At 45.0% G+C, this 26,516-nt stretch carries 25 protein-coding genes; 2 read left to right on the forward strand and 23 right to left on the reverse strand.

From position 1 onward, the window contains the following. Nucleotides 1–24: 24 nt before the first annotated feature. From HP552_RS30170 to metH, 10 genes are all read right to left on the reverse strand, one after another. Nucleotides 25–1,503: a serine/threonine protein kinase gene (locus HP552_RS30170; protein WP_175399035.1), complete on the reverse strand. Its 1,479-nt coding sequence runs from the start codon at nt 1,501–1,503 to the stop codon at nt 25–27. A 180-nt stretch (nt 1,504–1,683) separates the two neighbouring features. After that, the gene (locus HP552_RS30175; RefSeq protein WP_175399036.1) at nt 1,684–2,733 is read right to left on the reverse strand and encodes a 23S rRNA (cytidine(2498)-2'-O)-methyltransferase RlmM; all 1,050 of its coding nucleotides are present in this window, start codon (nt 2,731–2,733) and stop codon (nt 1,684–1,686) included. Between the two features lie 6 nt (nt 2,734–2,739). Continuing rightward, nucleotides 2,740–3,519, reverse strand: a complete 780-nt coding sequence (locus HP552_RS30180) for an ABC transporter ATP-binding protein (RefSeq protein WP_175399037.1) — start codon at nt 3,517–3,519, stop codon at nt 2,740–2,742. Next, nucleotides 3,516–3,833, reverse strand: a complete 318-nt coding sequence (locus HP552_RS30185) for a thioredoxin family protein (RefSeq protein WP_175399038.1) — start codon at nt 3,831–3,833, stop codon at nt 3,516–3,518. The genes HP552_RS30180 and HP552_RS30185 overlap by 4 nt, the downstream gene beginning before the upstream one ends. Next, the gene (locus tag HP552_RS30190) at nt 3,830–4,171 is read right to left on the reverse strand and encodes a cyclic-phosphate processing receiver domain-containing protein (protein ID WP_175399039.1); all 342 of its coding nucleotides are present in this window, start codon (nt 4,169–4,171) and stop codon (nt 3,830–3,832) included. Before HP552_RS30190 ends, HP552_RS30185 begins: the two co-directional genes overlap by 4 nt. A 20-nt stretch (nt 4,172–4,191) precedes the next feature. After that, nucleotides 4,192–5,040, reverse strand: a complete 849-nt coding sequence (locus HP552_RS30195) for a deoxyribonuclease IV (protein WP_175399166.1) — start codon at nt 5,038–5,040, stop codon at nt 4,192–4,194. Next, nucleotides 5,030–5,851, reverse strand: a complete 822-nt coding sequence (locus HP552_RS30200; RefSeq protein ID WP_175399040.1) for an Fpg/Nei family DNA glycosylase — start codon at nt 5,849–5,851, stop codon at nt 5,030–5,032. The genes HP552_RS30195 and HP552_RS30200 overlap by 11 nt, the downstream gene beginning before the upstream one ends. A gap of 6 nt (nt 5,852–5,857) precedes the next feature. After that, nucleotides 5,858–6,667 carry a 5' nucleotidase NucF gene (gene nucF, locus HP552_RS30205; RefSeq protein ID WP_175399041.1) on the reverse strand — a complete coding sequence of 270 codons (810 nt, stop codon included), beginning with the start codon at nt 6,665–6,667 and terminating at the stop codon, nt 5,858–5,860. A 356-nt stretch (nt 6,668–7,023) separates the two neighbouring features. After that, nucleotides 7,024–7,968 (reverse strand): ribonuclease Z, encoded by a 945-nt coding sequence (gene rnz, locus HP552_RS30210; protein ID WP_175399042.1) that lies wholly within the window; start codon nt 7,966–7,968, stop codon nt 7,024–7,026. Between the two features lie 74 nt (nt 7,969–8,042). Further along, complete coding sequence (metH, locus tag HP552_RS30215; protein WP_175399043.1) at nt 8,043–11,483, reverse strand: methionine synthase; 3,441 nt, start codon at nt 11,481–11,483, stop codon at nt 8,043–8,045. 179 nt (nt 11,484–11,662) lie between these two features. Here metH and mtnD point away from each other — a divergent pair, with 179 nt between their 5' ends. After that, the gene (gene mtnD / locus HP552_RS30220) at nt 11,663–12,208 is read left to right on the forward strand and encodes an acireductone dioxygenase (protein WP_175399044.1); all 546 of its coding nucleotides are present in this window, start codon (nt 11,663–11,665) and stop codon (nt 12,206–12,208) included. An 87-nt stretch (nt 12,209–12,295) separates the two neighbouring features. On the opposite strand, the gene HP552_RS30225 is transcribed toward mtnD, so the two are convergent. The 8 genes from HP552_RS30225 to HP552_RS30260 form a co-directional block, all read right to left on the reverse strand. After that, nucleotides 12,296–12,970, reverse strand: a complete 675-nt coding sequence (locus tag HP552_RS30225) for a GntR family transcriptional regulator (RefSeq protein WP_175399045.1) — start codon at nt 12,968–12,970, stop codon at nt 12,296–12,298. 105 nt (nt 12,971–13,075) lie between these two features. Beyond that, complete coding sequence (locus tag HP552_RS30230; RefSeq protein ID WP_175399046.1) at nt 13,076–14,707, reverse strand: ABC transporter substrate-binding protein; 1,632 nt, start codon at nt 14,705–14,707, stop codon at nt 13,076–13,078. Between the two features lie 69 nt (nt 14,708–14,776). Then, complete coding sequence (locus HP552_RS30235; protein WP_175399047.1) at nt 14,777–15,646, reverse strand: carbohydrate ABC transporter permease; 870 nt, start codon at nt 15,644–15,646, stop codon at nt 14,777–14,779. A 12-nt stretch (nt 15,647–15,658) separates the two neighbouring features. After that, the gene (locus tag HP552_RS30240; protein ID WP_246311133.1) at nt 15,659–16,588 is read right to left on the reverse strand and encodes an ABC transporter permease; all 930 of its coding nucleotides are present in this window, start codon (nt 16,586–16,588) and stop codon (nt 15,659–15,661) included. Between the two features lie 567 nt (nt 16,589–17,155). After that, complete coding sequence (locus tag HP552_RS30245; protein WP_175399049.1) at nt 17,156–17,947, reverse strand: HAD family hydrolase; 792 nt, start codon at nt 17,945–17,947, stop codon at nt 17,156–17,158. 27 nt (nt 17,948–17,974) lie between these two features. Further along, on the reverse strand, nt 17,975–18,487 hold the full coding sequence (locus tag HP552_RS30250; RefSeq protein ID WP_175399050.1) for a hypothetical protein: 513 nt from the start codon (nt 18,485–18,487) through the stop codon (nt 17,975–17,977). A 129-nt stretch (nt 18,488–18,616) separates the two neighbouring features. Then, nucleotides 18,617–18,826 (reverse strand): DUF896 domain-containing protein, encoded by a 210-nt coding sequence (locus HP552_RS30255; protein ID WP_175399051.1) that lies wholly within the window; start codon nt 18,824–18,826, stop codon nt 18,617–18,619. Nucleotides 18,827–18,922: 96 nt separating this feature from the next. After that, nucleotides 18,923–19,300: a LysM peptidoglycan-binding domain-containing protein gene (locus tag HP552_RS30260; protein ID WP_175399052.1), complete on the reverse strand. Its 378-nt coding sequence runs from the start codon at nt 19,298–19,300 to the stop codon at nt 18,923–18,925. A gap of 295 nt (nt 19,301–19,595) precedes the next feature. Between HP552_RS30260 and lexA the strand changes: the two genes are divergently transcribed. Continuing rightward, entirely contained in the window at nt 19,596–20,222 is a 627-nt protein-coding gene (gene lexA / locus HP552_RS30265; protein ID WP_056689962.1) for a transcriptional repressor LexA, read from the forward strand. A 102-nt stretch (nt 20,223–20,324) separates the two neighbouring features. Here the strand turns inward: lexA and HP552_RS30270 are convergent, their stop codons facing one another. The 5 genes from HP552_RS30270 to hflX all read right to left on the reverse strand — a co-directional run bounded on the left by HP552_RS30270 (nt 20,325) and on the right by hflX (nt 26,430). Continuing rightward, nucleotides 20,325–21,620 (reverse strand): aldehyde dehydrogenase, encoded by a 1,296-nt coding sequence (locus tag HP552_RS30270; RefSeq protein ID WP_175399053.1) that lies wholly within the window; start codon nt 21,618–21,620, stop codon nt 20,325–20,327. Between the two features lie 231 nt (nt 21,621–21,851). Continuing rightward, entirely contained in the window at nt 21,852–23,180 is a 1,329-nt protein-coding gene (gene glnA / locus HP552_RS30275; protein WP_175399054.1) for a type I glutamate--ammonia ligase, read from the reverse strand. A 128-nt stretch (nt 23,181–23,308) separates the two neighbouring features. Next, nucleotides 23,309–23,722, reverse strand: a complete 414-nt coding sequence (locus HP552_RS30280) for a MerR family transcriptional regulator (RefSeq protein ID WP_095286436.1) — start codon at nt 23,720–23,722, stop codon at nt 23,309–23,311. An 82-nt stretch (nt 23,723–23,804) separates the two neighbouring features. After that, nucleotides 23,805–25,058, reverse strand: coding sequence for a methionine gamma-lyase family protein (locus HP552_RS30285; protein ID WP_175399055.1), 1,254 nt, complete (start codon nt 25,056–25,058; stop codon nt 23,805–23,807). An 85-nt stretch (nt 25,059–25,143) separates the two neighbouring features. After that, nucleotides 25,144–26,430 carry a GTPase HflX gene (hflX, locus tag HP552_RS30290; RefSeq protein WP_175399056.1) on the reverse strand — a complete coding sequence of 429 codons (1,287 nt, stop codon included), beginning with the start codon at nt 26,428–26,430 and terminating at the stop codon, nt 25,144–25,146. Between the last annotated feature and the right edge of the window lie 86 nt (nt 26,431–26,516).

Raw genomic sequence — 26,516 nt, forward strand, 5'->3', positions numbered from 1 at the left:
AGGGCTCTCCTTTCACAATCTCCTCTAATCATGAATCTTTTTTCTTGCAAAAAACGAACGCTTCTTGGGCTGATGCCCGATCATATCCATTAGAATATGGGCAAATACCTTGTCCATTTGAGGTTCTCTGTCAAAAGGATCTATGTGTAATGGTAGACCGTACACACTTGAGGTATCCAATGATCTGCGTACACGCTGAACGGCATCGGAGGCTGCTAGCGGAAGACAATAAATCCACTTGTCTCTCGGAAAACGATGGTGCGAACGGACAAAAGCGCTGATCTCGGCTTGTTTCCACTCTGCGCCTGAACCAACAACAATAGGCAGATCTGCCCTGAGAAATTCCTCTAGCCGGTTCTGATCTTGACCGCTACCCAGATCCATAACGATGAATTGATAGCTGCCTCCAAGCAACGACAGAATATCTGCTCGCCCGGACTGTTTCCAATAGTGCACCCCATCCACTTCAAACTGTCTGCCTGTAGATAATGGTTTTCCAGCTAGTGCAACTTGCTGAATCCTTGCAAACGATTGGGAGCGTGGGGACATCTCGATGACTGCCACCTTAAAATGCTGTCTCTCCAGATAATGGCTGATAGCTATAGCTGTATGTGTAACCCCAACACCGGAGGATGCCCCTGTCAGCGCAATAACTCTGGTGCCACCGCTAATTGTCAGTGTTGTGACTTCACTGTTCGGGGTTACTCCTGGTCTGCGAAGCAGTTCTTTGCGGACTTCGTCTGCAGATTGGAAACGTTCCTCCGGATTGTGCCTCAACAATCGCCTTACAACTGGAATGTAGGTGCGTGGAACGTCACTTCGTATGGAGCTTTCGACACCTTGAATCCATTCTGTATAAGCGCCACAAGTCATAAGATAGAGCAGTAATGCTCCGAGCCCATACAAATCAGACCGTGCGTCAGTTTGCCCAGTACCATATTGTTCAGGTGCCGCAAACCCTGCGGTACCCAGTTTGACCGTATCTTCCCCATTCTGAGCCTTGAAGCTTCGTGCGATTCCAAAGTCAATCAGTCTGACTTCATGGTCTGGTGTGATCATAATGTTGGACGGCTTCAGATCCCGATAGATTACTGCCGGATTCAGACCATGCAAATAACTGAGCACATCGAGCAGTTGAAGTGTAAACTCTGTCATATGTTCGAGTGGTATCTTCCCGCGACATTGCTTGTGATAATCACTCAGTGTTTGACCCTCGATGTATTCCATCACCAGGTACGTATACCCCTCTTCATCCGGTACAAAAAAATCAACAATCAGCGGCAGTCTTGGATGCCTGAGTGAAGTCAGAAGAGCGGCTTCCGTCTCCATATTTGCTTCACATGGCAGCGCAGTTACACTTTCTTTGATAGCCCATATCTTGCCCGGCAATTTCATGTCCTCTGCCTTATATACGTGACTCATCCCACCAGAACCCAGTATGGACACGATCCGATATCGTCCTCCCAGCAGGCTTCCGTGCTCCAGCCTGGCCGGATATCTCATTTCTATCCCTCCTATTCTGCAACCCAAAAAAGGGAAAGCTCAACCGAAGCGGAACAGTCCGTTTATCCGGACTTGCTCACCTCGGGATGCTTTCCCTTTGATTCGTTATGGTTAATATTGGTATCATTATATTACAAGCTACAAGAACTTGTAAAGTAGAAAATTCAATTCTTTACTAGCTTAATATTTAATCATATAAAGTGTAATCTCTTCACGATTGTGGAACAATTGCTTGGAACGCTGGATCTGCATCCGTGAACGCTCAAACGTATCGATCACTTCCTTGATCAGCGCGAGTGGTTTCTTATGCAGCAATTTTACAGTAACAACCGCTGTACCACCAGATTTAAGGCTGTATAACAGGTCAGAGACGAGACGGCTCATCAGCTTGGGACTCCAGCTCATATCACAGACAAGCAGGTCGAACTCTCCCTCGCGGAACCGAACATCACCTGCATTTTTTTTCAGGAACGTCAACTTGGGCGACTGCAGAAGCGTTGCATCCATTTTGGCTGGGTCCACCGCTGTTACTTCAAGTCCGCGTTCAAGCAGAAATGACGTCCAACCACCAGGGGCGGCACCAATATCCAGCGCCTTATGAAACGATGTGAAGTCTATGCCAAATGTCTGCTCTGCCTCAAGCAGCTTGAATTTGGCGCGCGAAATCTGACCTTCTTCTTTTTGAAATCGTACAGCCCCCCCGCTCCAGTCGGAAAGGTTCTGTTCGGGTCGTGAAATACCAGCATACAATACATCATCTGCAGCAAACACAGAAATGATATAATCGGCATCACGAACAACCCATTCACACCCAAGTTCATCAAGCTTTTCGGTCAGCAACTGTTTTAATGAAGCTGCATTCTCACGCCAGAATGAATCTTCCGTCTTCCGAACCTGTAGTGCAACCTTAGTTCCGGTCAATTCAGTATGGTTCATGATAAAGGCGACCAGTTTCCCCATGGCTTGATCAGAATCTTCCGTGTTCTCCTGAAACTGAACAGGCTGGATATGACGTAAGAACGTTGGATTTTCTCCAAGCAATTTAATCGCTACCTCTTCTTCTGCTGCCGGCAAACCGGCAAGCAGTACTTCACCCGGTACTAGTACTGTACTCTTAACAGCACCGAATGTTCGGCGCAATTCTTCCTGAGCATATGGCGCAAAACCATGATTGGCTGTGCAGATAAAACGGGAAAAGTCTCCTTCTCCCCAAGACGACTGTGTACTCAAATTGTGTTACCCTCCAGAACGCACGCGTATCCACGGACGATCATGATCCCACTGGATTTCGACCGGAATATCGTACGTATGCTTAATTGTATCCTGTGTTAAAACTTCATGTTTGTTTCCTGCCGCTGCAATGCGCCCTTCACGAATCAATGCTACATGGGTAAATAACGGCATGATCTCCTCTACATGATGCGTTACGTATACTACCGTTATGTTGCGCTGATGAAGTCGGTCAATTTCAGCCAACATTTTTTCCCGTTCAAATAGGTCGAGTCCAGCGCAAGGCTCGTCCATAATTAATAACTTGGGATCCGCCATCAAAGCACGTGCCAGCATGACTTTTTTGCGCTCGCCTTGGGACAATGTCCCAAGCGGGTGATTTGCCAGTTTCGCGAAACCCATCTCATCAAGTAGATTCATGGCTTTGGTTTTCACTTCATCTGGAATCGTTTGATAAAAACGCAAAAAGGCATATGCTCCCGTAGCGACGACCTCCCATACCGGATCCCGCAGCGCCAGTTTCTCAATCAGCGTTTGGCTGATATAACCGATCTCTTTTCTGACTTCCCGTACATCACATTGCCCATATAGATTTCCCAGCACCTCAATACGTCCTTGACTGGGAAACATATATCCGTTCATCATTTCCAGCAGCGTTGTTTTGCCTGAACCATTACGTCCCAGAATGACCCAGTGCTCACCTTGCTCAATATGCAGTTGAACATCATCCAGGATCTGATTGTCCTCACGCCAGAGAGATACATGTTCCATCGAGATGACCCTCATTTCAGCACCGCCTTTCGAATTTCGTTCAGCAGATGCTCCACGGAGTTCATCCGGTAGATCATTTTCGGTGTATCCTGTTCTCCGTCAAACAACATTACAGCAGGTACACTTGAAATTTGAAACTGCTGAACGAGATCGGGAATGTCGTGAATGTTCATTTCAAAAATAGTATTCTCAGGAAGCAGATGCTCTGCGATTTCCAACATCCGTCTTGCTGCCGCACATGTTCCGCATAGAGGGGTATAGATAAATACAGCCTGAGGAATACCTTCCCACACACTGCGCATCAGCAGCTTGGAATTTATTGGCTTCATATGCTATGCTCTCCAGCAGCAACTCGCAGCATAACCTCACCTGTCATCGGGCCGTTATGCACCTTAACTGTGTCAGGTTTATTGGTATATAACAATTCGTACATTTGACGTTTGCCGTACATGCTGGACGTGTGTAAATAAATTTCGCGCGGAAACAGCCCTTCCCGTACAATGGCAGCAGCTACTTCACCGCCATTTGGCGAATCCGGACCCAATTCATAATCCAGCGACAAGATATCCACATCACCTTCTCTGAGCAGCATCAGACATTCTTCAGCATTCGTAGCCAGAACAAATCCCTTAGGACATGCTCGGTAGTCATCCAAAAAAACATGCATACAATCGCTCCTCTCCCCATTTAAAGCCAGGAACGCATGACATCAATATCACCTTTGTGCGTCCCATCTTCACCTGTTTCGGTTTCCAGCACAACAACAGCCTGCTGAAACTCAGGCGCACGAAGCAATTCTTGCATCGCTTTGCTGCCTATATATCCCTGCCCGATTCGGGCATGTCGATCCTTGCACGAACCGGAAGCATATTTGGAGTCATTGAAATGAACAGCAGCAAGTAAGTCCCAGTATCCAAGCTGTCTGCCCTTTTGGAGCATATCCTGTTCGCTATTGCTTGACCACATTCCTGAAGCAAAAGCATGACATGTGTCGAAACAAAAAGCAATATGCTCCGGAAACTGGCTTAGCTTGCGAATCTGAATCATCTCTTCCATTGTCGTGCCCATTGGCCCATGGTCACCAGCCTGATTTTCGAGCAGTATTTTGGCCTGACCATTCCAATCTTTTAAAACCGTATCCAAACAATGAATGAGATTTTGATATCCTTCGAGCGGTTGATCGCTCTTGAGATGACCGAAATGAACCACGGTTCCTACAGAACCACAAGCCTCTGCAATATCCAGATCATTCCGTATGGAAGCTATGATAGCATGAAAACCCGCCTCTCCACGGGTCATGCCCAAAGCCGGATTCGTTGGATAGGGTGAATGCGCAATGGATGCGATACCATTCTCCTCACACCACTCCCGGCACCGTTCAGCATCTTTTAGATCAGGTTCTTTCAAGCCAAGGCTCCGGGGATTTTTCGGAAAATATTGAAAAGCCGTAGCCCCCATCTCATACGCTCTCTTGGCTGCTTGAAAAAATCCGCCTCTCGTGCTGACATGTGCCCCGATTCCGTGATTAAGCCTCATGCTGACAATTCGGACAGAAGAAAGCCTTCTTCCCCGTAATTTCCACTCGTTCGATGGTTCCCCCGCAACGCGGACAGCTTTCACCCTCACGGTCGTACACCCGGCATTGCTCATCAAAACTTCCTGTCTTTGTATCTCCTTGCATCAATGGCATCTCCATATAACCACCTTCAGAAGCCGCTTCACGCAGCACCGACTGCATGGAACGGAATAAACGTTCTGTCAGTTCAGGAGAACTCGCGATATTCTGGGTTTTGGAGCTGGGTCTCAATCCTGCAGCAAACGCAATTTCGTCCGAGTAGCAATTGCCAATTCCAGCAATGATGTGCTGATTAACCAGGGTTGTTTTCAGCGTGCCGCGACGCCCTTTTAACAATGAAGCAAAGCGTTCAGAATTCATTCGGCGATCCAAGGGTTCAGGTCCGAGATCGGACATAGCTTCTTCCGTTTCCTTGGAAGTAAGCAGGTGCAAATAACCCAATCGAAGTCCGATAAAGAACAAGATGCGATCTCCAAATTGAATCTCAACTTGTGTGGATCGATCAGGACGCTCTGCTTCAGTCCCCCAAAAAATCATGCCTCCCAGCATGAGATGAAGCACTAGACGTTTTCCATTTGCCAAATGAAAAATAAGATGTTTTGCCCGGCGCTCCACAAAAATAATGCGATTGCCTGTAAGTTCGCGAGCGAATTCATCAGGCTCCTTGTTAATGGATTTATCCCGAATGACGGTTACACCCGTTATAGGTAAGTCAAGTATCTCCGCGGACAATAATGTCCGGTAATTTTCCATTTCCGGCAGTTCCGGCATCGTTATCTATCCCTTCTTGGATGCATGGCCTGCTTGTTGCGACAGCCACTCAATCAGTTTATGCAAATCATCAAACACATGATCAGGTCGTACCTTCGCTGCGCTGATATGACCATCCATATTTTGTTTCGTCGTGACACCTGTCAGTACTAAGAGTGTCTCACATCCGGCCGCTGCTCCTGCAGCAATGTCGGTACGCATATTGTCCCCGATCACAGCAACTTCATCAGGGTTTAGATTTAAGCGACTTATCGCAGATTTCATGATAATGCTCGATGGTTTGCCGATCACCGTTGGCGAAACACCCGCAGCTGCTTCAATCGCTGCACCAATCGTACCCGCTCCCGGCGTCAGTCCATCATCCGAAGGAAGCTGAAGATCAGGGTTGGTCATAATGGATTTTGCCCCATCATTGATCCAGCGCAGTGCCTTGGTTAGCTTTTTATACGAAAATTCACGGTCAATGCCTTGAATAACGTATTCCGGTTTATCTTCCGTCAGCAGTAATCCCGCCTCTTCAATGGCCTGAAGCAGTCCTTCTTCTCCAATGCAGGCAACCTTGGCACCCGGCGACTCTTCAGCCACATATTCCGCAGCAGCTACAGCTGAGGTGCATACCTGAGAAGCTTCCGCTGGAATTCCCATGCCGTTCAAGTGATCTGCCACCCCTTGCGGTGTACGGGAAGAGTTATTTGTTACAAACAGATAAGGTACAGCTTGATCATTCAGTGTCTGAATAAGCTTATCCGCTCCCTCAATCCGATGTCTGCCATGATAGAGAGTACCATCCAGATCAATCAGATAGGCCTTAATCATACAGAGCACTTCCTTTCTTTAGACCATTAATCATTCATGTCCTTAATTAAAATTCCATTGTTTGTTTCTTGAACCATAGCTATGTATTCCAGAAGAAAATATGGGGTTGCTCGTATAAACACGCAACAAGTCGAACCGAATCGAACTCAGACGTTTTGACACGCGCGTCTTCTGTACAAGCTTGTCATTTCCTGCGCTTTCCCGGAAAATAATTTAATTCATTTCCTGCTCATATTGCCCATCCTACACGCTTTCTGAACAGATTGCAAAAGGGACCTCAGGGCATATCCCTCCCCTCAGTCCCGTTCAGTTGCTGTCTTTAAACAAACTGTTTTTGAATCACCATCTCTCACTAATCAAGGCCGGGAAATTTCCTGATGGTAAATGACAGGAATCAATTGATGCTCGTTTGCCAGTCTAGAGTTTGGAAATACGGTCCTTGCCTCTTCCAAAAGTGGCTGCAGTTGATCTTCATCCTTGTAGCGTGAGCTAAAATGCGTCATGATCAGTTCTCCAACATTTGCTGCTCTCGCCGCCTCGGCCGCTTGCTTCGCAGTGCTGTGATAATACTCATGAGCCGTATCCGCTAAATCGTCCATAAAGGTAGCTTCATGTACAAGTACATCTGCATGCTGAGCAAGAGGCAATACATTTTCACAAGGACGCGTGTCACCCAGAATCGTTATCACTTTGCCACGCTTCGGAGCCCCGAGCACATCCTCTGGACGAACCACATTGCCATCTTCCAGAGTAATCGTCTCCCCGCGTTTAAGACGACCAAAGAGAGGACCAGGCTTCAGACCGTATTCTGCCAATTTAACTTGGTCGAGGCTGCCTGGACGATCCTTCTCGGTAATCCGGTACCCATAGCTGTCGATTCGGTGTTCGAGCAATGCGGATTCTACAATGAAGCTTTCATCTTCAAACAGCAATCCACCCGTATGTTCGATAATCTTCAACTCGTAGTTAATCCGTGACTGACTTAACTCCATCACTGTCGTAATCATGCGTTCCGTTCCAGGCGGTCCATAGACCGTAAGAGGGGTAGTTCCTCCCTGATAAGCTCGGCTGGAAAGCAGGCCTGGAAGCCCGAATACATGATCCCCATGAAGATGGGTGATGAATACTTTCTCCAATTTACTCAATTTTAGCGGTGAACTTAAAATCTGGTGCTGGGTTCCTTCCCCGCAGTCAAACAACCACAAAGCTCTTCGCTCATCCAACATGCGGAGCCCAATGGAAGTTACATTCCGCTGCAGCGTAGGTACACCAGCATTAGTTCCCAGGAAATATAGTTCCATCCGGATTGCACCTCTTTCTGTTGCCAGCAAAAAGCCTCCGACGATGCGGAGGGCTCTGCCTGACCTCTTCATTATTATGCTTTTTCAACGTTAAAATACTTGGCTTGTGGATGGCTGAATACCATCGCTGACACGGATGCTTCAGGTTCCATCATGAAACCTTCCGTCAATTCCACGCCAATGTCCTCAGGCTGCATCAGCTTGAAGAGCGGTCCCTGATCTTCCAAATCCGGACAAGCCGGATATCCAAATGACACCCGTATTCCTTGGTAACGCGCGCCGTGACGCTGTTTCATGGTCATGTTCGCAGGATCTGGGAAGCCCCAGATATCTCTCATCATATGATGCACACGTTCAGCTAATCCCTCTGCCACTTCAAGAGCTACGGATTGCAAAGCATGCGAACGCAGATAATCTCCTTGCTCTTTCCAAGCCGTTGATAGCTCGCGAACACCATGTCCAGCCGTTACAACCATGAAACCAACATAATCCATCTGTCCGGATTCCACGGGCTTCAGGAAGTCCGACAGACACAGGAATGGTTCAACCTTTTGCCGCGGAAAGGTGAATGTATGCAAAATATTGCTCGTGTTCTCCGGATCGTAGATGATGACACTGTTACCGCTGGACTGTGCCGGGAAAAAGCGATACATGGCATGTGCCTGAATAATTCCATCCCGGACAGCTTCGTGCATGATCCCATCTACGACTGCTTTGAGGTCCGTTGCCTTGGGGTCACCTGAGGCGAGCAGCTGCTCTACAGAACCCCGTAGACCAAGGTGATGACCAAGCAGCATCTGCATGTTGACATATGGCAGAATGTGCGACAGCGGATAATTCCGGAGCGTGTGCCGCTCAAGATCCGGAGGAACCAGAACCGGATTGTCGATTGCGATATCCGACCGTTCGACTCGCGTTAGCTCCGGCAGCGGATTAACCGTTTCTGTGCTGGAAGCATCCGCTTCTTTTTCAGCCTCCATCTCCAGCTGCATAACTTCACGTGTAGCAGGGTTCATCAGCTTGTTTGCCAGATCCAGACCGTCCATGGCATCTTTCGCATACACAACCATTCCGTCATATTCAGGACGAATCCGGTTTTTGGTGAATTTGCGCGTAAGTGCTGCCCCGCCAACCATAATAGGTACGTCAATACCTGCTGTACGTAAATCTTGTGCGGTGACAATCATCTGCTGTGCCGATTTAACGAGCAAACCGGACAAACCGATAGCATCGACTTTTTCTTCTCTATATGCTTCGATAATTCGTTCTGGTGGTACTTTTATACCCAAATTAATGATTCGGTAACCGTTATTGGACAGGATGATCTCCACCAGGTTTTTACCGATGTCATGCACATCACCCTTAACAGTTGCCAGAATGATCTTGCCTTTCACTGATGTTTCATTTTTCTCCATGAATTGCTCCAGATAAGCAACTGAAGCCTTCATCACTTCCGCACTTTGTAAAACCTCGGCTACAATCAGCTCATTATTGTTAAACAGTCGTCCTACCTCTTCCATCCCGCGCATAAGTGGACCATTGATTACTTCGAGTGCTGAGTATTTGGCCAGTGCCTGTTCCAGATCGGGCAGCAGCCCCTCTTTGCTTCCTTCAACAACATAAGAGGCCAGACGCTCTTCTAATGAAAGATTGGAGATCTTTTCTTTCTTCTCAACCTTTTTGTTACGGAATGCCGCTACGAATGCGGCGAGTGTTTCGTCATTCGTATTATATAAAAGCTCTTCCGATAATCTACGCTCTTCCTCCGGAATGGAGGCATACCGTTCAAGCTTCTCCGTGTTTACGATCGCATAGTCGAGACCAGCCTTCGTACACTCATACAAGAACACAGAGTTCAGCACTTCCCGACCGGCTTCAGGCAATCCAAATGAGATGTTGCTGATACCGAGAATCGTGTGACACTCAGGCATCGCTTCCTTAATAACCCGAATACCTTCGATCGTTTCCTTGGCCGAACCAATATACTGCTCATCCCCTGTGCCTACAGGGAAAACCAATGTATCAAAAATCAGGTCTTCTGCCTTCAACCCATACTTATTTACCAGGAGATCGTATGAACGTTTGGCGACTTCCAGTTTGTCTTCCCGACTGATTGCCTGTCCGCGTTCATCAATCGTACCTACAACGACAGCTCCTCCGTATTTGTGAATAAGCGGAGTCACAAGCTCAAATTTCTCTTCCCCATCCTCAAGGTTAATGGAGTTAATTATTGCTTTACCTTGCGAGTACTGAAGAGCCAAATCGATAACTTTGGCGTCTGTTGTATCGATCATAAGCGGGACCTTTACTTTTTTGACGACAAGTTCTAGGAACTTTTCCATGTCTTCAGCTTCTTCACGGTCCGGATCCTGTACACAAACGTCGACGACGTGTGCACCATTTTTTACCTGAGCCCGTGCTATTTCGGAAGCCTCTTCATATTTCCCCTCTACGATCAGGCGCTTGAACTTCCGTGATCCAAGCACATTGGTCCGTTCACCAACCATATATGGGCGGTTGTCCTGCTCGACATATACCGGATCAATCCCGGATAACGCAGGTGGATGTGTTCCGTTCATTTCTCTTGGGGGGTACTTGGCAAGCGTATCACGCATCGCCCGAATATGTGCTGGTGTTGTTCCACAGCAGCCACCGGCAATGTTCAACCATCCCTGTTCGGCAAATGCACCAATTTTCTGAGCAAGTGAATCGGGTGACTCGTGATAATTGCCATTCTCATCCGGAAGACCGGCATTCGGATAACAGCTGACCGCAACAGAAGCCATTGCGGAAAGCGAACGAATATGGTCACGCATAAACTCTGGACCTGTTGCGCAGTTTAGTCCCACTGAAATTGGGTTAAGGTGTTCTAGGGATATATAAAAGGACTCGATGTTCTGACCGGCTAGGGTTGTCCCCATCGGTTCTATTGTCCCCGAGATCATCAAAGGAAGCTTCATACCGCTCTGCTCAAATGCCTGCTGGATACCGATGCTGCCTGCCTTAACATTAAGAGTATCCTGCGAAGTTTCAAGCAGTAGCGCGTCAACGCCTCCCTCGATTAAAGCAAGCGCTTGCTCGAAATAACTGTCGATAAGTTCCTGGAACGTTACGCCACCTGTAACCGAGAGTGTCTTGGTCGTTGGTCCCATCGCACCTACCACATACCTTGGAGACTCCGGAGTCGAAAAGCGATCTGCTGCTGCTCTCGCAATTCGAGCAGCTTCGAGGTTAATCTCGCGAGCACGATCCTGGATATCATATTCGGCCAATACGACAGAAGTAGCTCCGAATGTATTGGTTTCGATTAAATCTGCACCAGCTTCCAGATATTCTTCATGAATGCGCTGTATGAGTTCTGGACGTGTAAGTACCAGCATTTCATTACATCCATCCAGATCATCTCCGCCAAAATCTGCACCGGTTAGATCAACTTGTTGAATCATGGTCCCCATCGCACCGTCGAGGATTAATATTCGTTGTTTTAATGCATCTTGTAGACTAAGCTTATCCAATATCTTCACCCCCGCAAAACGTTAAATCTTAGTTTAACAGAAACTAACTTAATGTGAAAGATCGGTTTTATTCAGCTGTATTGCGGGTTTCGGTGGACCCAGAACGAATTTGTGAATCGACAAAAAGATTGACATCCGATATAATATCTATTAAACCAAGTGGAAAAGAGGGAAAGAACATGGCTGAAATTGTAATCCGAAATACGAACGAACGTATCACTGGAGACGAAAATGTTCGAAATTTCTTGGACAAATATGAAGTACTTTATGAAAAATGGGATGCATCCAAATTAAGTGCTGAATTGCAAAATAACTTTGGATTGACTGATGATCAAAAAAATCAGGTTTTGGAAACCTATGATTATGAGATCAAAGACCTGGCCGCACGTCGCGGATACCAAATCTGGGATGTCATCACCCTGTCCGAACAAACGCCAGACATCGAAGCAAAACTGGCCAAGTTCGAAGAAATTCACACGCATGCTGAGGATGAAATCCGCGCAATTGTTGCGGGTAAAGGTATTTTTGTAATCAAAGGTACTGATGATGTAGGTTATTTTAATGTAGAATTGTCTCCTGGAGACGTCATTTCTGTACCAGAGAATACTCCGCACTTCTTTACTTTGATGGAGAATAAACAGATTATTGCTGTTCGGCTCTTTATTGAAAAAGATGGCTGGGTCGCTGATCCATATCCTGATCCTACTTTTATTAAACAAGCCTAATAAATACATGATTGTTCATTCAACAAACCCCTGTCCATTCGAACAGGGGTTTGTTGCCATTTGGATCAGTATGCAACATTAAGTTAACTATATAAAATAATGTGGATATTTTGCTTTGACCGTCTCCTGTTCAACGACGACAAGTCTGAGATGAGCTTCCATCACCTTCATTGCTTGTTCGGTTTGGCGTTCCTTGATGAGCTGGTAGATTTCCTTGTGTTGGGAGATTATAATTTCCGAGTTAATGTCTTCAGACAAGCGGAGGATGCGCAAACGATTAAACGGAATGTTAAGCTGCTGAAGCATTTTCCATGATCTCATTTTACCAGTGCCCTGAAACAGGATTTGATGAAACTCCTCATCCAGTTCAAACAGTCGATAGAAATTATTCTTATCCAGACACACTTCCTGCATAGCGATGTTGGTTTCCAACCTGAATTTGAATTCATCCGCAAATGAGGCGCAAGCCAGTGCTACAATTTCCTTCTCTATTTTTTCTCGCATAAACCTGCCTTCTTCAACATGCTCCAGATTAATATGTGAGACTATTGTTCCGCTCTGCGGGATAATATCCAGCAGTTCCTCTTCAGCAAGCTTCATAAAAGCTTCGCGGACTGGCGTTCTGCTGACCTCTAGTTCGTCCGCAATTTCTTTCTCGGAAATTTTCGTACCAGGCTTAAGTTCAAGGTGCAAAATTCGTTCCTTTATCAGATCGTATGAATAAGCCCGGGTCGAACCTCTAATCTTTTGATTAAGTGACATTCCTTAACCTCTTCCTCTCAGCCGTATTCATTCATCTTAGCATAAATTGCCGCTTCACTAAAATGCTTTCAGCGAAACGGCAATCGATTAAACTTCGCTTATCTGCTACTGCTGTTTGTTTTCTTTATACTTTTTGTACGTATCATTGGAAATCTGTAGATACTGGGACAATCCTTGTCCTTCCAGTTCCTGCACAAATGCATCATATTCGTCGAGACTGCGTTCGCCCAGAATAAATTTGAGTGTATTTTGGTCCGAGTAATCCTTAAGAGGAGTACTGAGCAATGTCACCTGTTCACGGTCAATGTCTGAGTATGGAATTGGCGGTTCAGCTGGAATAACTTCCTTGGTATCCTTCATGTCCTGCTGGAATTTCAACTCTTCTTCACTAAACATGGAATGCAGCAGATCTGTAGTTCCACCATACGCAAATACACCGCCGGAGAAACCATAATCAATACGCAGATCCTTTGTGCCTTTAGGATTCAACCCGTTATAGTTCACATCATCCGCAAGTTTGCGAACACCATCCTGTTTGGTAAAAGTCTCTCCATCAACGCCCCATTTGGTGAACTCCTGGCCTTCATCACTATAGTATAACCAGTCAATAAATTGCATTATGGCTTTGAAGTTTTCGCTTTCTTTAATTTTGCCGGAAATCATGACACCGTTTTCAAGTCGCGATCCAGACATCAATTGTCCTTTTGGTCCACCCGGAACTGTAATTTTTGCAATGGAGAAGTTGCCTTCGCCCAATGTTTTATTCATATCATTGCGGTGCAGAACAACCGTTTGGGAGTTACCGTTAATGATAAACGATTTGCCAGAGACAAATTTTTGTATTGCCTGATCATCATCTTGAGTTAAACTTTCCTTGTCCAGAAGCCCTTCAGACACCAGTTTGTTAAAGTACGTCAGCATCTCTTTGTACTCAGGTGTAGTGGATGTATATACAAATTCATCCTTGTCTTCCTTGTACGTAAGGCCGTTGCCGAAGCCCCAACCGCCCTTGGTTCCAAAACCAGCAGCGGCAATATTTAAAGTACTGTTGAATTCAAAGCGGTCCGAGAATGGAATGGAGTCCGGATAAATCTCTTTCAATTTCTTGGCAGCCTCATATAATTCATCCCATGTCGTAGGGATCGGAATATTATTTTTCTCAAAGACATCCGTTCTAACAATCAGTGTATAGTCAGGCCACACTTCTTCATGCAAACCAGGGAGAACGTAATACTTACCATCTTCCTGCCGGAGACCCTCCAGTTCATCCTCAAGGCCCCACTTCTCTACCTTGTCCTTGAAATTAGGCATCAAGTCAACATAATCACTTACTGGCAAAACCGCACCGGATGATACAAAGGCAGATTCTTCGCCCGGATAGGTTTTAGGAATAACGAGAGGTGCATCTCCTGAACTGATCAAAAGAGATCTTTTCTGAGGATAGTCGGACATCGGTACGATCGTAGGATCCAATGTCACACCCGTCAACTCGGTAATTTTTTGGAAAAGCAACCAATCTTTCTTGTATGGATATGCTGGCTGATCACTATAAAGAATGGATAAGTTAAACGGCTCTGACGCTTTAAACGTCTCACCCACACTGTAGGATTCCATTGCACCCTTAGATTCTGGTTCAGCTTTCTCTGTGCCAGCACCGCTGCTGCATGCTGCCAAAACGACACTCATCATTGTTGCCAAAACCATCTTGCCTACAAGCTTGCGTGGTCTCTTTTTCATTCCATTGTCCCCCTGCATGTGGTTTAGGTTGGCCTTGCGTAGAATAGATATTAACTATATTGATTGGAATTACTGTTTAACAGATCCCAACATGATACCGGTTACAAAGTATCTTTGTACAAAAGGATATATCGTGAGAATTGGCAGGATTGTCAGTACCATGGTTACCGACTTGATATTTGCAGAGATTTGAGTCAAATTGTCGGCTGATGCGCCCGCCGAAGCTCCTCCTGTTGCACCCGCAATCATGTTGCGCAGATAGATGGTCACAGGGAACAGCTCTTTTTTGTCGAGATACAGGAAAGCCGGAAACCATGAGTTCCAGTGACCCACCGCATAAAACAGTACCATTGTAGCCATTACCGCCTTACTCAGCGGCAGTATGATACGAAGTAAAATACCGTATGTGTTCAAGCCGTCGATGGCTGCAGCTTCCTCCAGTTCCTCCGGCATGTTCTCGAAAAATGACTTCATAATTAACATGTTATAAATGCTGATTGCACCAGGGACAACCAACGCCCACATTGTATTGTTCATACCCAGGGAATTAATCAGGACGTAGTTTGGAATCAATCCGCCACTGAAAAACATGGTGAACACGGCGAACATCGTCCAGAACTTGCGTCCCATTAATCTCTTTTTGGAGATTGCATACGCGAAAATGGTTGTCATGAACATGGATATCAGCGTACCCACCACAGTGTAGATAATCGTATTTTTATAATTGGTCCAGAACATGCTGTCTCGAGAGATTGTCTTGTACGTGTCTACATTGAAACCTCTCGGGATGATGCTGACTTTCCCTGAATTGATATAAGATTCACTACTGAAAGATTGTGCTACGACATTCAGGAATGGATAGAGCGTGATGAACACCACGAGCAGCAAAAAAATGGCGTTAAACACTTTGAACACTTTGTATGATTTTGATTCCTGCATGTTGCCCCTCCTTTACCACAAGCTTCGTTGTGTTAATCTGCGTGAGATTGCATTTACCGAGAATACCAATATGAGTCCGATGAGTGATTCGAATAATCCAATCGCAGTAGCATAACTGAAGTTACTGGATTGCAAACCTACCCGGTACAGGTAAGTGGAAATCACGTCAGATGTGTCATAAATCAGCGGGTTATAAAGGAGTAAAATTTTCTCAAATCCGACGGCAAGAAAATTACCCATATTCAGAATCAACAATGTAACGATCGTTGGCAAAATGCCCGGAATGGTTACATGAATCGTTTGCTTCCAACGGTTCGCACCATCAATCCGTGCAGCTTCATACAAGGAATCATCAATGGTTGTCAATGCGGCAAGATACAGAATGGCTCCCCAACCCATGCCTTGCCAAATTTCTGAAGAAATATAGATCGTTCTGAACCATTCGGCACGCTGCATAAAAGGAATGTTGTCTCCGGTAAAGAATGCAACCAAGCCATTTATTGATCCATTAACTGCGGTTAACTGCAAAATCATTCCGGCTACGATAACGATGGATAAGAAATGCGGTAGATAGGATGCAGTCTGAACAAACTTTTTAAAGCGTTTACTTTTCACTTCGTTCAAAAGCAGAGCAAAGATAATTGGAACCGGGAAAGTGAATAGTAATGCAAGCCCACCTAGTATTAATGTATTTCCAAATACTTTCCAAAACGTCGGGTCTTGTACGAACATCTGGAAATACCTTAACCCAACCCAAGTTTCACCAAAAATACTGCCTCCGGGTACAAATCTTCTAAAGGCAATCACATTACCAATCATGGGTCCGTATTTGAAAATAAGCAGATAGATAACTGGAAGTATTAATAGGGAATACAGCTGCCAATCTTTGCGGAGTAAGGCTCCTGCTGTTCTTAACCTGCTTTCTTTACGTAATGAGGTCATCGTAAGCGTGTTTTTTGCAGTTTCTGAATTCATGTCTGATTCACTCCGATCCATAATCTTGATAAAATCAAAAGTACTTCATGACAACTCCCATCTTCTCTTCTTTCTATTGAAGACCTTGCAGAAATTTCACCCCCACTGCATAATAAGTATTTGGAAATGTAAGCGATATCAATATATGTGATTTAAATGGATATACTTAGTCCAGATTGTTATCTTGCTGCCCAATCTCATCCATACCTCTTGTATTCCAAAAATTAATATTTCCCAAAACTATGTAAAGCGCTTACAATAAACATAAAAATAATAAAGCAATAACTCCTGATTCCATAACCTGGATTTGTCAAAAGATCACCGCTTGTTTAGTTTCCATACTAGTCATACTAGTATGTTAGTTACATTCTAAATCAGCAGTCCCAACATTTCAATACCTTTTTTTATTATTTTTCCAAACTTCAACACATTACAGCTATAAAGTATCATTATGTAAAAAAACATTGATAACTAATTGAATGATTTAGCATCACTCGCTGAGTTATCAATGTTTGGCTAGAAAATATGGAGATATCAGAAGTTAGCAATGATACGTTCTAATTCCGACAAATGCTTAATTTCATGATCAGGTACATACGACTCAGGGTTCACCTTATTTTCACGGTTAATCCAGACAGACTGAATACCTGCAGATAGAGCTCCACGAATATCGGTAGTAAGTTTATCCCCTACCATCAGACTCTCTTCTGGTTTCACTTCAAGTTTGCTAAGTGCATGCTCAAAGATTGACGGGTCAGGTTTCCCCTTACCGAAGGTACCCGAAATAATAATCTCATCAAAGAAAGGAGCCAGCTCAGGTACACCGTCCAACTTCTCTTGTTGAAGTGCTGGACAACCGTTAGTTAACAGCAATAGCTTGAACTTGCCTTGCAATTGTCTCAACGTATCCATCGATTCCTCATAAACATGAGGTCTGGATCTGCGCTCTGTCCCGAATTGCGAAGCGAGTCGTTCAGCCAAGTCTTCCCGATCCACACCCAGCTTCAACAAGCCACGACGCCATGACTCCTTGCGATACACAGGAGCGAGTTGTTCCAATTGACGGAACTCAGGTTGGTCGCCACCTGTAAAGTTAGCCCATAATCCTTCAAAAGGATTAATGCCAATCATTTTGGTGAACGGGAAAGTTTCATATGATTCGTAAAGACTTCGAGCTTCGTTACGAACTGCTTCCTCCAGATCTTCAGGCTTAATGCCGGTTTCTTGAGAAGCGAGCAGGCAAGTTTCATGGAATGCTTCACGCACACTGCGTTCATCCCACAACAAAGTATCATCCAGGTCGAACAAAATCGCTTTTAATGCCATTCCGGTCATCTTCCCCTTTGTGAATAATTACTTTTTCTCGTCTGTTTCTACAGTAATCTGATGTGCTTTGGCAAATTTCAGAAGTCGTTCCGAAATTGCATCTGTATCATAACGGTTCAATAGTTTAGTGAACACCCATCTTTTGCCACGGCTGTTATGCTCGATAACTACCGTTCCCTGCTCGAATCGGAACTTAACGATGTCATCTACTCCGATGGAGCGTTCACGATTCCCTTTGGTTGTTATAATTCGGTTGCTCCCGATTTTAATGTAAGGACGGCGTAGCATAAAGATCACAGCCAAAAATACATACAACAGCATGGTAACCCAGTCCCATGTTGTCATCGGAGCTTTAACAAGAAATGTGCTCATAAACAGATACAATAACGCAAGTCCGATCAGGAAAATAGGAAACAGGAGACTGCGTCCTTTAAAAATGTCTTCACCGGGCGAACCCGAAATCGGTTGACCATTTTTTTTGCGCTGCTGATTCAACTGCTTTGAATTTTTCCGAACCGTTCTCTCGAACGAACGAGCCATGAGAATCCCCCTTTATGTCTTCTTTGTATCGGCTTACAAAAAACGTAAACCAACATTCCCCCTATAAATTTGCATTCTCAAAATAACAGGAAGAAACCTAAATATCATCAAGATATCATTAGGTTTCTTTTAGTGTTTGAGTTTGCCTTGGCGGCCTTGATCGTTTTCATCATCTACAATTTCAATAGAATCCAGTTGCTGTCTGAAGTTGCTGCGGATGTTGCTCAAGTAAATTTCTCTAAGTTTGGCCCGTTCAGCAAGTTCTTCCTCCGTCAGTCCAGTGGACTTTTGTTTACGAGCCAATTCATTAATACGTGCTACCAGGCTATCTATATCCAAGCTTGTCCCCTCCAAAAATACAAAGTCATACTAACTTTGACATGATCGAGGCAGCTTGTCAAGGCTACTACTTACACGGTCGTATGAATCATGAAATTAGGGTGTAAACTGAGGCAAAATCAACACTTGCCCTGCTTGAATTGAAGTCGATTCAAGTTGATTTACTTTCTTCATTGCTTCTATATATACACGTGTATCGATATTTTCCGGTTTATGTTCCAAAGAAATGCTCCATAGCGTCTCTCCCTGAGACACCGCTATTTTCCCTCCGGGAAGAACGTCACCCTCATCCCCTGCAAATACAGTCAAAACGGTACTGCAACCAACAAATATGATTAACGATACCATAATCAATTTCAACATCCATGTTGGAATCTTGGCATCTGCAAACAATCTCTTAACATGACCTATGTTAGACTTGACCGCTTCCGAATTCACCGGTTCATAAATACTTTGATAAGTAGAATATCTCATATCAATCGTCCTCCAAACGTTTGTTCCTATCTGTTGAAATCAATATAACACGAACACTTGTTTTGTACAACAGATTTTTAGAACAATTGTTCGCTTCATTTTCATCACCTAATTTCTGTAACTTGATTATAAATAACAGTCCAATTCTCACTTTTCGTAACGGTTTGGTAACAAACGCTATACTCCCATTCATAATCGTTGATTTTATCGCATTTTATTTAGAACTTATGTTTGTACGAACGGAGGTTCTATGTTATAATTTTCCCAAACGTTACTAAAATGGGGTTGATACGGTATGTCGAAGATATCCAGCAGGCAGCAGGCTATTCTGGAGTTTATACGCAATGAAGTCCGGTTGAAGGGATATCCTCCTTCCGTACGAGAAATTGGAGAAGCTGTTGGACTGGCTTCCAGCTCAACGGTCCACGGACACCTGGATCGCTTGGAGAAGAAAGGTCTAATTAGACGTGACCCTACCAAACCAAGAGCCATCGAACTATTAAGTCAAGAGGAATCCGAGCACTCCCATCAGTTTGCACATAGTGTTGCCCGTATTCCTGTTGTAGGTAAAGTCACAGCAGGGGTCCCTATTACTGCAACAGAGAACATTGAAGATTATTTCCCCCTTCCCACACATTATGTCGGTGAACAGAAGGTATTTATGCTCTCTGTCGTTGGAGACAGTATGATTGAAGCAGGGATCGTCAATGGTGACTATGTTATCGTGCGCCAGCAGCAAACAGCAGATAACGGTGATATTGTCGTTGCGATGACTGAAGATGATGAAGCGACGGTCAAAACATTTTACAAAGAAAAAGATCACATTCGCCTTCAGCCTGAGAATGCCACATTTGAACCACTTCGCCTGAAACACGTAAGCATTTTAGGTAAAGTCATTGGCCTTTTCCGCGATATTCACTAGCATTCTCTGCAGCGAATCAGATGAAATGAAATATTCAAAGAGGCTGTCCTGTTCGCCAGGACAACCTCTTTTTTTTGTTTCACCTAATTTTAATTCCACTTTTCAACGTTTTAGGATGCTTTTGTGATGAGAGAACACATCAAAGCTCTTCTGACCATGGTATGCCCCCATACCACTCTCTCCAACACCACCAAACGGCAAAAAATGTGAAGTCATATGTGATAACGTATCATTAATGCATCCTCCCCCGAAGGAGACTTGTTCCAGAATCTGATTCTGGAGTTCCTCATCCTCTGTGAAGAGATATAGCCCCAGCGGCTTTGGACGTCGCACAATCTCATCCAGTAGAGGGTTAAGATCATTGTATATCATCACAGGTAGAATAGGACCGAAGATCTCTTCTTGCATAACAGGCGAATTCCAATCCACATTTCCAAGCACTGTTGGTTCAATCAGCAGCTGATCCCGATCAGAGCGACCACCGATTAGTGCTCTATCACCATTAAGGAAAACCGATAAACGATCAAAGTTACGAGCATTGACGATGTGAGGAAAATCAGTATTTCGGATCACATCTTCACCAAATTTGTCTTTGATCTCTGTCGCAATCAGTTCAAGCAGTTTGTCGTGCACATCTTGATGTACAAGCAAGTAATCCGGAGCGACACAGGTCTGACCCGCATTTAGAAACTTGCCCCGAACAATCCGCTGAGCAGCTAGCTGCAAATCAGCATCTTTATGAACGATTACCGGGCTCTTACCACCCAATTCAAGGGTGACCGGAGTGAGATGTTCAGCTGCTGCCTTCATTACAATACGGCCAACACCCGTGCTGCCTGTAAAAAAGATGTAATCAAACTTCTCATTCAACAAGGCTGTGCTTGTCTCAACTTCACCTTCCATGACCGCTACATACTCCATAGGGAAGATCTCTTCGACCAGATCATGAGTAAGTCGTGATACAGACGGGGTTAATTCAGATGGTTTGATAATGGCACAGTTACCCGCAGCTATCGCACCGATTAAAGGACCAAAGGCCAGTTGGAACGGATAGTTCCATGGTGCAATAATAAGAGCTACCCCATAAGGTTCGGAGTAAATAGTGCTTACGCCATCAGGAATGAGAGAACTTGTGGGCACAACTCTGGGCTCCGCCCAATCTTTTAGATGATCTAATGCAAAATCCAATTCACCTAAAACGATGCGAATCTCAGAGCTATACGCCTCAGCTTCAGATTTATTCAGATCCGCACGCAGGGCGTCCAATATACGTTGCTGGTATTTCTCAATTCCCTGTCTTAATTGTTGAAGAGCACGAATACGATATTCAATATTTTTGGTTTGGCCTGTATAAAAGAAAGCTCGCTGGCTTGCTACGAGCTGCTTCGCTTGTTCCATAACAACATCTCCAATTAATATTTTAAAATTAAATTGCCTAAAATATAATTGAATTATATCTTATTAATATGAAAATATCAACATATCAAGTATGTATATTTTCTCCAGTTCCTATGTATTGTCTCTTTCATTCCGATAAGACATCGCTTCCGGACTGACCCTCCTCCTCTTTAATTTCCTACTATTCACATAAAAAAGCCCTCAGCGCTAATGCGCCAAGGGCTTCCGGTATTAGTACAAAGTAATGTATTGATCGCGTTCCCATTGGTGGACTTGTGTACGATACATATCCCACTCAATTTCTTTCAGCTCGTAGAAGTGAGCCAGTGCGTGATCGCCAAGAGCATCACAGATTACTTCACTGCGGATCAATTCGTTCAAAGCTTCTTTCAGGTCAGCAGGCAAGCTTGGAATTCCTTCTTCCACACGCTCTTCTTCTGACATGATGTAAATGTTACGGTCAATTGGTGCTGGCAAGGAAAGCTCACGTTTGATTCCGTCCAGACCTGCTTTCAATAGAACGGCCAAAGCCAAGTAAGGGTTCGCAGCCGGATCCGGGTTACGAACCTCAACACGTGTACTCAGACCGCGGGAAGCCGGAATACGGATCATTGGGCTACGGTTACTGGCGGACCATGCTACATAACAAGGGGCTTCATAACCAGGTACAAGACGTTTGTATGAGTTCACAGTTGGGTTAGTAATTGCTGCAAACGCACGAGCATGCTTCAGAGTTCCAGCCATGAAGTGACGTGCAGTTTTGCTCAGACCCAACTCGTCCGACTCGTCAACGAATGCGTTCACTTTGCCTTGGAACAAGGATTGGTTACAGTGCATACCGGAACCGTTCATACCAAACAGCGGTTTCGGCATGAAGGTAGCATGAAGACCATGCTGACGTGCAATCGTTTTAACAACGAGTTTGAACGTTTGGATCTGGTCTGCTGCTTTTAGAGCATCAGCGTATTTAAAGTCGATCTCATGCTGGCCTGGAGCTACCTCATGGTGTGATGCTTCGATCTCAAAGCCCATTTCTTCAAGTGTGATAACGATGTCACGACGACAGTTTTCACCAAGATCCGTAGGCGCAAGGTCGAAATATCCACCTTGGTCATTCAGTTCGTTAGTCGGGTTTCCTTTTTCGTCTGTTTTGAACAAGAAGAACTCTGGTTCAGGACCGACGTTGAAGGAAGTGAATCCCATTTCTTCGGCTTCCTTCAGGTTTCGTTTCAAGATGCCACGTGGATCTCCTGGGAACGGATTACCATCTGGAAGATATACGTCGCAAATCAGACGAGCAACACGGTTCTCAGCTACCCATGGGAAAATAAGCCAAGAATCGAGATCCGGATAGAGGTACATGTCGGATTCTTCGATACGCACATAACCTTCAATGGAAGAACCATCAAACATCATTTTGTTATCCAAAGCCTTAGTCAATTGGCTTACAGGAATTTCAACGTTTTTGATAGCTCCAAGCAAATCGGTAAACTGCAATCGAACGAATCGTACGTTTTCTTCTTTAGAGATGCGGAGAATGTCTTCTTTTGTATAACTCACGATACCTCTCCCTTTCTTTTCTGCTTATTTTGCTTGCATGTTATATTTGTACATTAGAATGTTCCACGGGTCAAGGAGCCGACTTAACGAAAAGCCGGATTTACGCTGACCCTCCACGTTACACGAACTTACTTTTTATTAAAAAAGCGGGAAAGCTCTCCCTGAATGAGAGATACTTGTCCAGGTCTCTTACCAGAAACCAACTGCTGCTTCAATAAACGGTGCAGCTGTGTATCCGACAGTTCTCTGCGCTTCACTTCTGTGTCAGCAGTAATTACCGTCGCCTCTTCGGATTCCTTGGATACCGGATTCATAACCTGTTTGATACCGGCAATGTTAACGCCTTTTTCAATCAAAGCTTTAATCTCCAGCAATCGTTCTACGTCATTAAAAGAGAACAAACGTTGGTTACCTGACGTTCTCGCTGGAACAATCAAGCTGTGCTGCTCATAATATCGAATCTGACGAGCTGACAGATCCGTTAGTTTCATAACAATACCTATCGGGAATAAGGCCATATTTCTGCGAATTTCGTCACCCATGTTCATCAACCTTCCAGTCATCTATTCTTCACCTTATTGTACATTTAGTTGTTACTAAGTGTCAATGACGTGTTAGATAAACTCACAATAATTTACGATCTTTCATCGTTTGCAGCGCCATCAAAACGCCATATTTAACATGAGAGTATGTTAATCCTCCCTGCATGTAACCAATATATGGCTCTCGAATAGGGGCATCCGCTGATAATTCCAGGCTTCCACCCTGTATAAACGTACCTGCCGCCATAATGACGGGATGCTCGTAACCCGGCATATCCCATGGCTCCGGAACCACATGGCTATCCACTGCTGCAGCTCGCTGAATCCCCTGTACAAAAGCGATCAGATGCTCAGCCGAGGAGAATTGTACTGCTTGAATCAAATCTGTACGTGTCTCGTTCCAAGCAGGTTTCGTTACAAATCCTGAGGCAGCAAACATCGCAGCGGCGAAGGTACTTCCCTTAATGGCCTGTCCCACAATTGTCGGGGCCATGTAAAGTCCCTGATAGATCCCGCGGGTAGTGCCCAACATGGCACCAACCTCACCGCCAATGCCAGGTGCAGTCAGACGATATGCCGCAAGTTGTACATATTTTTCCTTCCCGCATATGTAACCCCCGGTTTCAGCGAGCCCTCCGCCAGGGTTTTTGATTAGTGAGCCTGCCATCAGATCTACCCCGACCTCCGTCGGTTCGCGTTTCTCCGTGAACTCGCCATAACAGTTATCGACAAACACGATGACGTCTTCTTTCATCGACTTGACGCGTGCTACCATATCCGCAATCTCTTCAATACAGAAGGAAGAACGCCAGTCATATCCTCTCGAACGCTGGATTCCAATGACTTTGGTCGATGAATTAATATTATTTTTAACGGCGTCCCAGTCTACACTGCCATCCGCAAGCAAAGCGGTTTCACGGTAACCGATACCAAAATCTCGAAGAGATCCGGTGCCGTCTTCCGGTTTGCCAATCACTTTGTGTAACGTGTCATAAGGCTTACCTGTGATGTATAACAATTCGTCACCTGGGCGCAGCACTCCAAAGAGAGCTGTAGCAATCGTATGCGTACCTGACGCAAAATGAGGACGTACCAACGCTGCTTCTGCGCCAAATACGTCCGCATACACCTCATCCAGCACTTCCCGGCCGCGGTCGTTATATGCATATCCCGTCGAACCAGCAAAGTGATAATCGCTGACTTGTTTGCGTTGAAAAGCATCAATGACCTTCCACTGGTTGTAATCGGTAATACCATCTATCATTTTCATCTGCTGTTCGATCTGAGCCTCAACTTGTTGTTGAAGCTCAACAATTGCTGTATCCAAACTTGCCATCTTACCTTCATTCCCCTTCATAGCCCATATCTAACGCATAATATTGATTATCGTGTCAACTTACCACATTAATGTGTCATATATATTACAATTCAATGAAATCTTCAAGTAAATAACCGAATTTTTCATATTCCCCTTTTTGCAGCTCTACTTGATAGATCACATCGTTTTCTTCAAAAGTCGTTTCTACGACATCTCCGATTTTGTAGAGTACAGAAGTCAGATCCCCACGTTCTGCTGGAATCCGAAACCGCTTCGTGTCTCCGGTCAACTCTTCCTGTATACGCTCCCTAATCTTCAGCAGGTCAGCTTCATCCAGCGCACTTACCTTCATATGATCTTTGTCCAAAGGAAGCATTTCCAGCTGCTCCCGTGTGCACGCATCTTTTTTGTTATAGAGAACCAATTGAGGCTTGTCCCCTGATCCCAGCTGCTGTAGGATTTCGTGCACCGTTCTCATCTGATCTTCACGCATTGCAGAGGATGCGTCCACAACATGTAAAATAAGATCTGCTTCATTCACTTCTTCCAGAGTCGCACGGAAAGCTGCAATCAGATCATGCGGAAGGTTTTGAATAAATCCAACCGTATCCGTAAGCACGATCTCTTTCCCGCTCGGAAGCTCCATCGTACGTGAAGTAGGATCAAGTGTTGCGAACAGCTGATCTTGAATGTAAACGTCAGCAGCAGTCAATTGTTTAAGGAGTGTGGATTTACCGGCATTCGTATACCCTACAAGGGCAACTTGAACAATTCCTGTCTTTTTGCGACGCTCACGGTGCAATTTACGATGGCGTGTAACCTCTTCCAGATGCCGTTTCAGATCATCAATGCGTCCCCGAATATGACGACGATCCGTCTCCAGCTTGCTTTCCCCCGGTCCACGTGTTCCGATTCCCCCACCAAGCCGGGAAAGGTTTTTGCCATGCCCCGATAAACGTGGAAGCAAATAGCTGAGCTGGGCCAATTCAACCTGTATGATACCTTCTCTTGTATTCGCACGCTGAGCGAAAATATCCAGAATCAATTGGGTACGGTCAATTATCTTGAGATCCAGTGCCTCTTCCAGATTTCGAACCTGGGCTCCAGACAATTCCTGATCAAAAATCGCTGTGGTAGCACCAAGTTCCTCTGCGATTGCGCGGAGCTCCTCCACTTTCCCTTTACCGATAAACCATTTTGTATCTCTGGTTTCCCTATTCTGAGACAGTACACTCAGCACTTCAACTCCTGCAGTCTCTGCAAGTTTCACCAATTCCTCCAGAGAGTACTCCGGATTAATGCCTGAGCGCTTCACTTCATCGGTAATCAGGCTCACCAATACGGCGCGGTCTTTCTTGACTTGCTCTGTATCATGTGTGGTATTTGTCATATTCTATGTGCCCTCCTTCTAAAACTCACTACATCTAATTCTTTTATTGTTCCCTCATAGGGTACTTTAAGCCGAACCGGTTAACC

The organism is Paenibacillus xylanilyticus (assembly GCF_013359935.1).
Lineage (GTDB): Bacteria > Bacillota > Bacilli > Paenibacillales > Paenibacillaceae > Paenibacillus > Paenibacillus xylanilyticus.

Coding starts and splice junctions, on each gene's coding strand:
- HP552_RS30285 (WP_175399055.1), bottom strand. CDS start 25,058: ATGGCAAGTTTGGATACAGCAATTGTTGAGCTTCAACAACAAGTTGAG.
- HP552_RS30250 (WP_175399050.1), bottom strand. CDS start 18,487: ATGGCTCGTTCGTTCGAGAGAACGGTTCGGAAAAATTCAAAGCAGTTG.
- HP552_RS30280 (WP_095286436.1), bottom strand. CDS start 23,722: ATGGGTGACGAAATTCGCAGAAATATGGCCTTATTCCCGATAGGTATT.
- HP552_RS30270 (WP_175399053.1), bottom strand. CDS start 21,620: ATGGAACAAGCGAAGCAGCTCGTAGCAAGCCAGCGAGCTTTCTTTTAT.
- rnz (WP_175399042.1), bottom strand. CDS start 7,968: ATGGAACTATATTTCCTGGGAACTAATGCTGGTGTACCTACGCTGCAG.
- HP552_RS30225 (WP_175399045.1), bottom strand. CDS start 12,970: ATGTCACTTAATCAAAAGATTAGAGGTTCGACCCGGGCTTATTCATAC.
- HP552_RS30245 (WP_175399049.1), bottom strand. CDS start 17,947: ATGGCATTAAAAGCGATTTTGTTCGACCTGGATGATACTTTGTTGTGG.
- HP552_RS30230 (WP_175399046.1), bottom strand. CDS start 14,707: ATGAAAAAGAGACCACGCAAGCTTGTAGGCAAGATGGTTTTGGCAACA.
- HP552_RS30260 (WP_175399052.1), bottom strand. CDS start 19,300: ATGAGATATTCTACTTATCAAAGTATTTATGAACCGGTGAATTCGGAA.
- HP552_RS30235 (WP_175399047.1), bottom strand. CDS start 15,646: ATGCAGGAATCAAAATCATACAAAGTGTTCAAAGTGTTTAACGCCATT.
- hflX (WP_175399056.1), bottom strand. CDS start 26,430: ATGACAAATACCACACATGATACAGAGCAAGTCAAGAAAGACCGCGCC.
- HP552_RS30190 (WP_175399039.1), bottom strand. CDS start 4,171: ATGCATGTTTTTTTGGATGACTACCGAGCATGTCCTAAGGGATTTGTT.
- HP552_RS30170 (WP_175399035.1), bottom strand. CDS start 1,503: ATGAGATATCCGGCCAGGCTGGAGCACGGAAGCCTGCTGGGAGGACGA.
- nucF (WP_175399041.1), bottom strand. CDS start 6,667: ATGATTAAGGCCTATCTGATTGATCTGGATGGTACTCTCTATCATGGC.
- HP552_RS30185 (WP_175399038.1), bottom strand. CDS start 3,833: ATGAAGCCAATAAATTCCAAGCTGCTGATGCGCAGTGTGTGGGAAGGT.
- HP552_RS30200 (WP_175399040.1), bottom strand. CDS start 5,851: ATGCCGGAACTGCCGGAAATGGAAAATTACCGGACATTATTGTCCGCG.
- HP552_RS30195 (WP_175399166.1), bottom strand. CDS start 5,040: ATGAGGCTTAATCACGGAATCGGGGCACATGTCAGCACGAGAGGCGGA.
- HP552_RS30180 (WP_175399037.1), bottom strand. CDS start 3,519: ATGAGGGTCATCTCGATGGAACATGTATCTCTCTGGCGTGAGGACAAT.
- lexA (WP_056689962.1), top strand. CDS start 19,596: ATGTCGAAGATATCCAGCAGGCAGCAGGCTATTCTGGAGTTTATACGC.
- HP552_RS30240 (WP_246311133.1), bottom strand. CDS start 16,588: ATGACCTCATTACGTAAAGAAAGCAGGTTAAGAACAGCAGGAGCCTTA.
- mtnD (WP_175399044.1), top strand. CDS start 11,663: ATGGCTGAAATTGTAATCCGAAATACGAACGAACGTATCACTGGAGAC.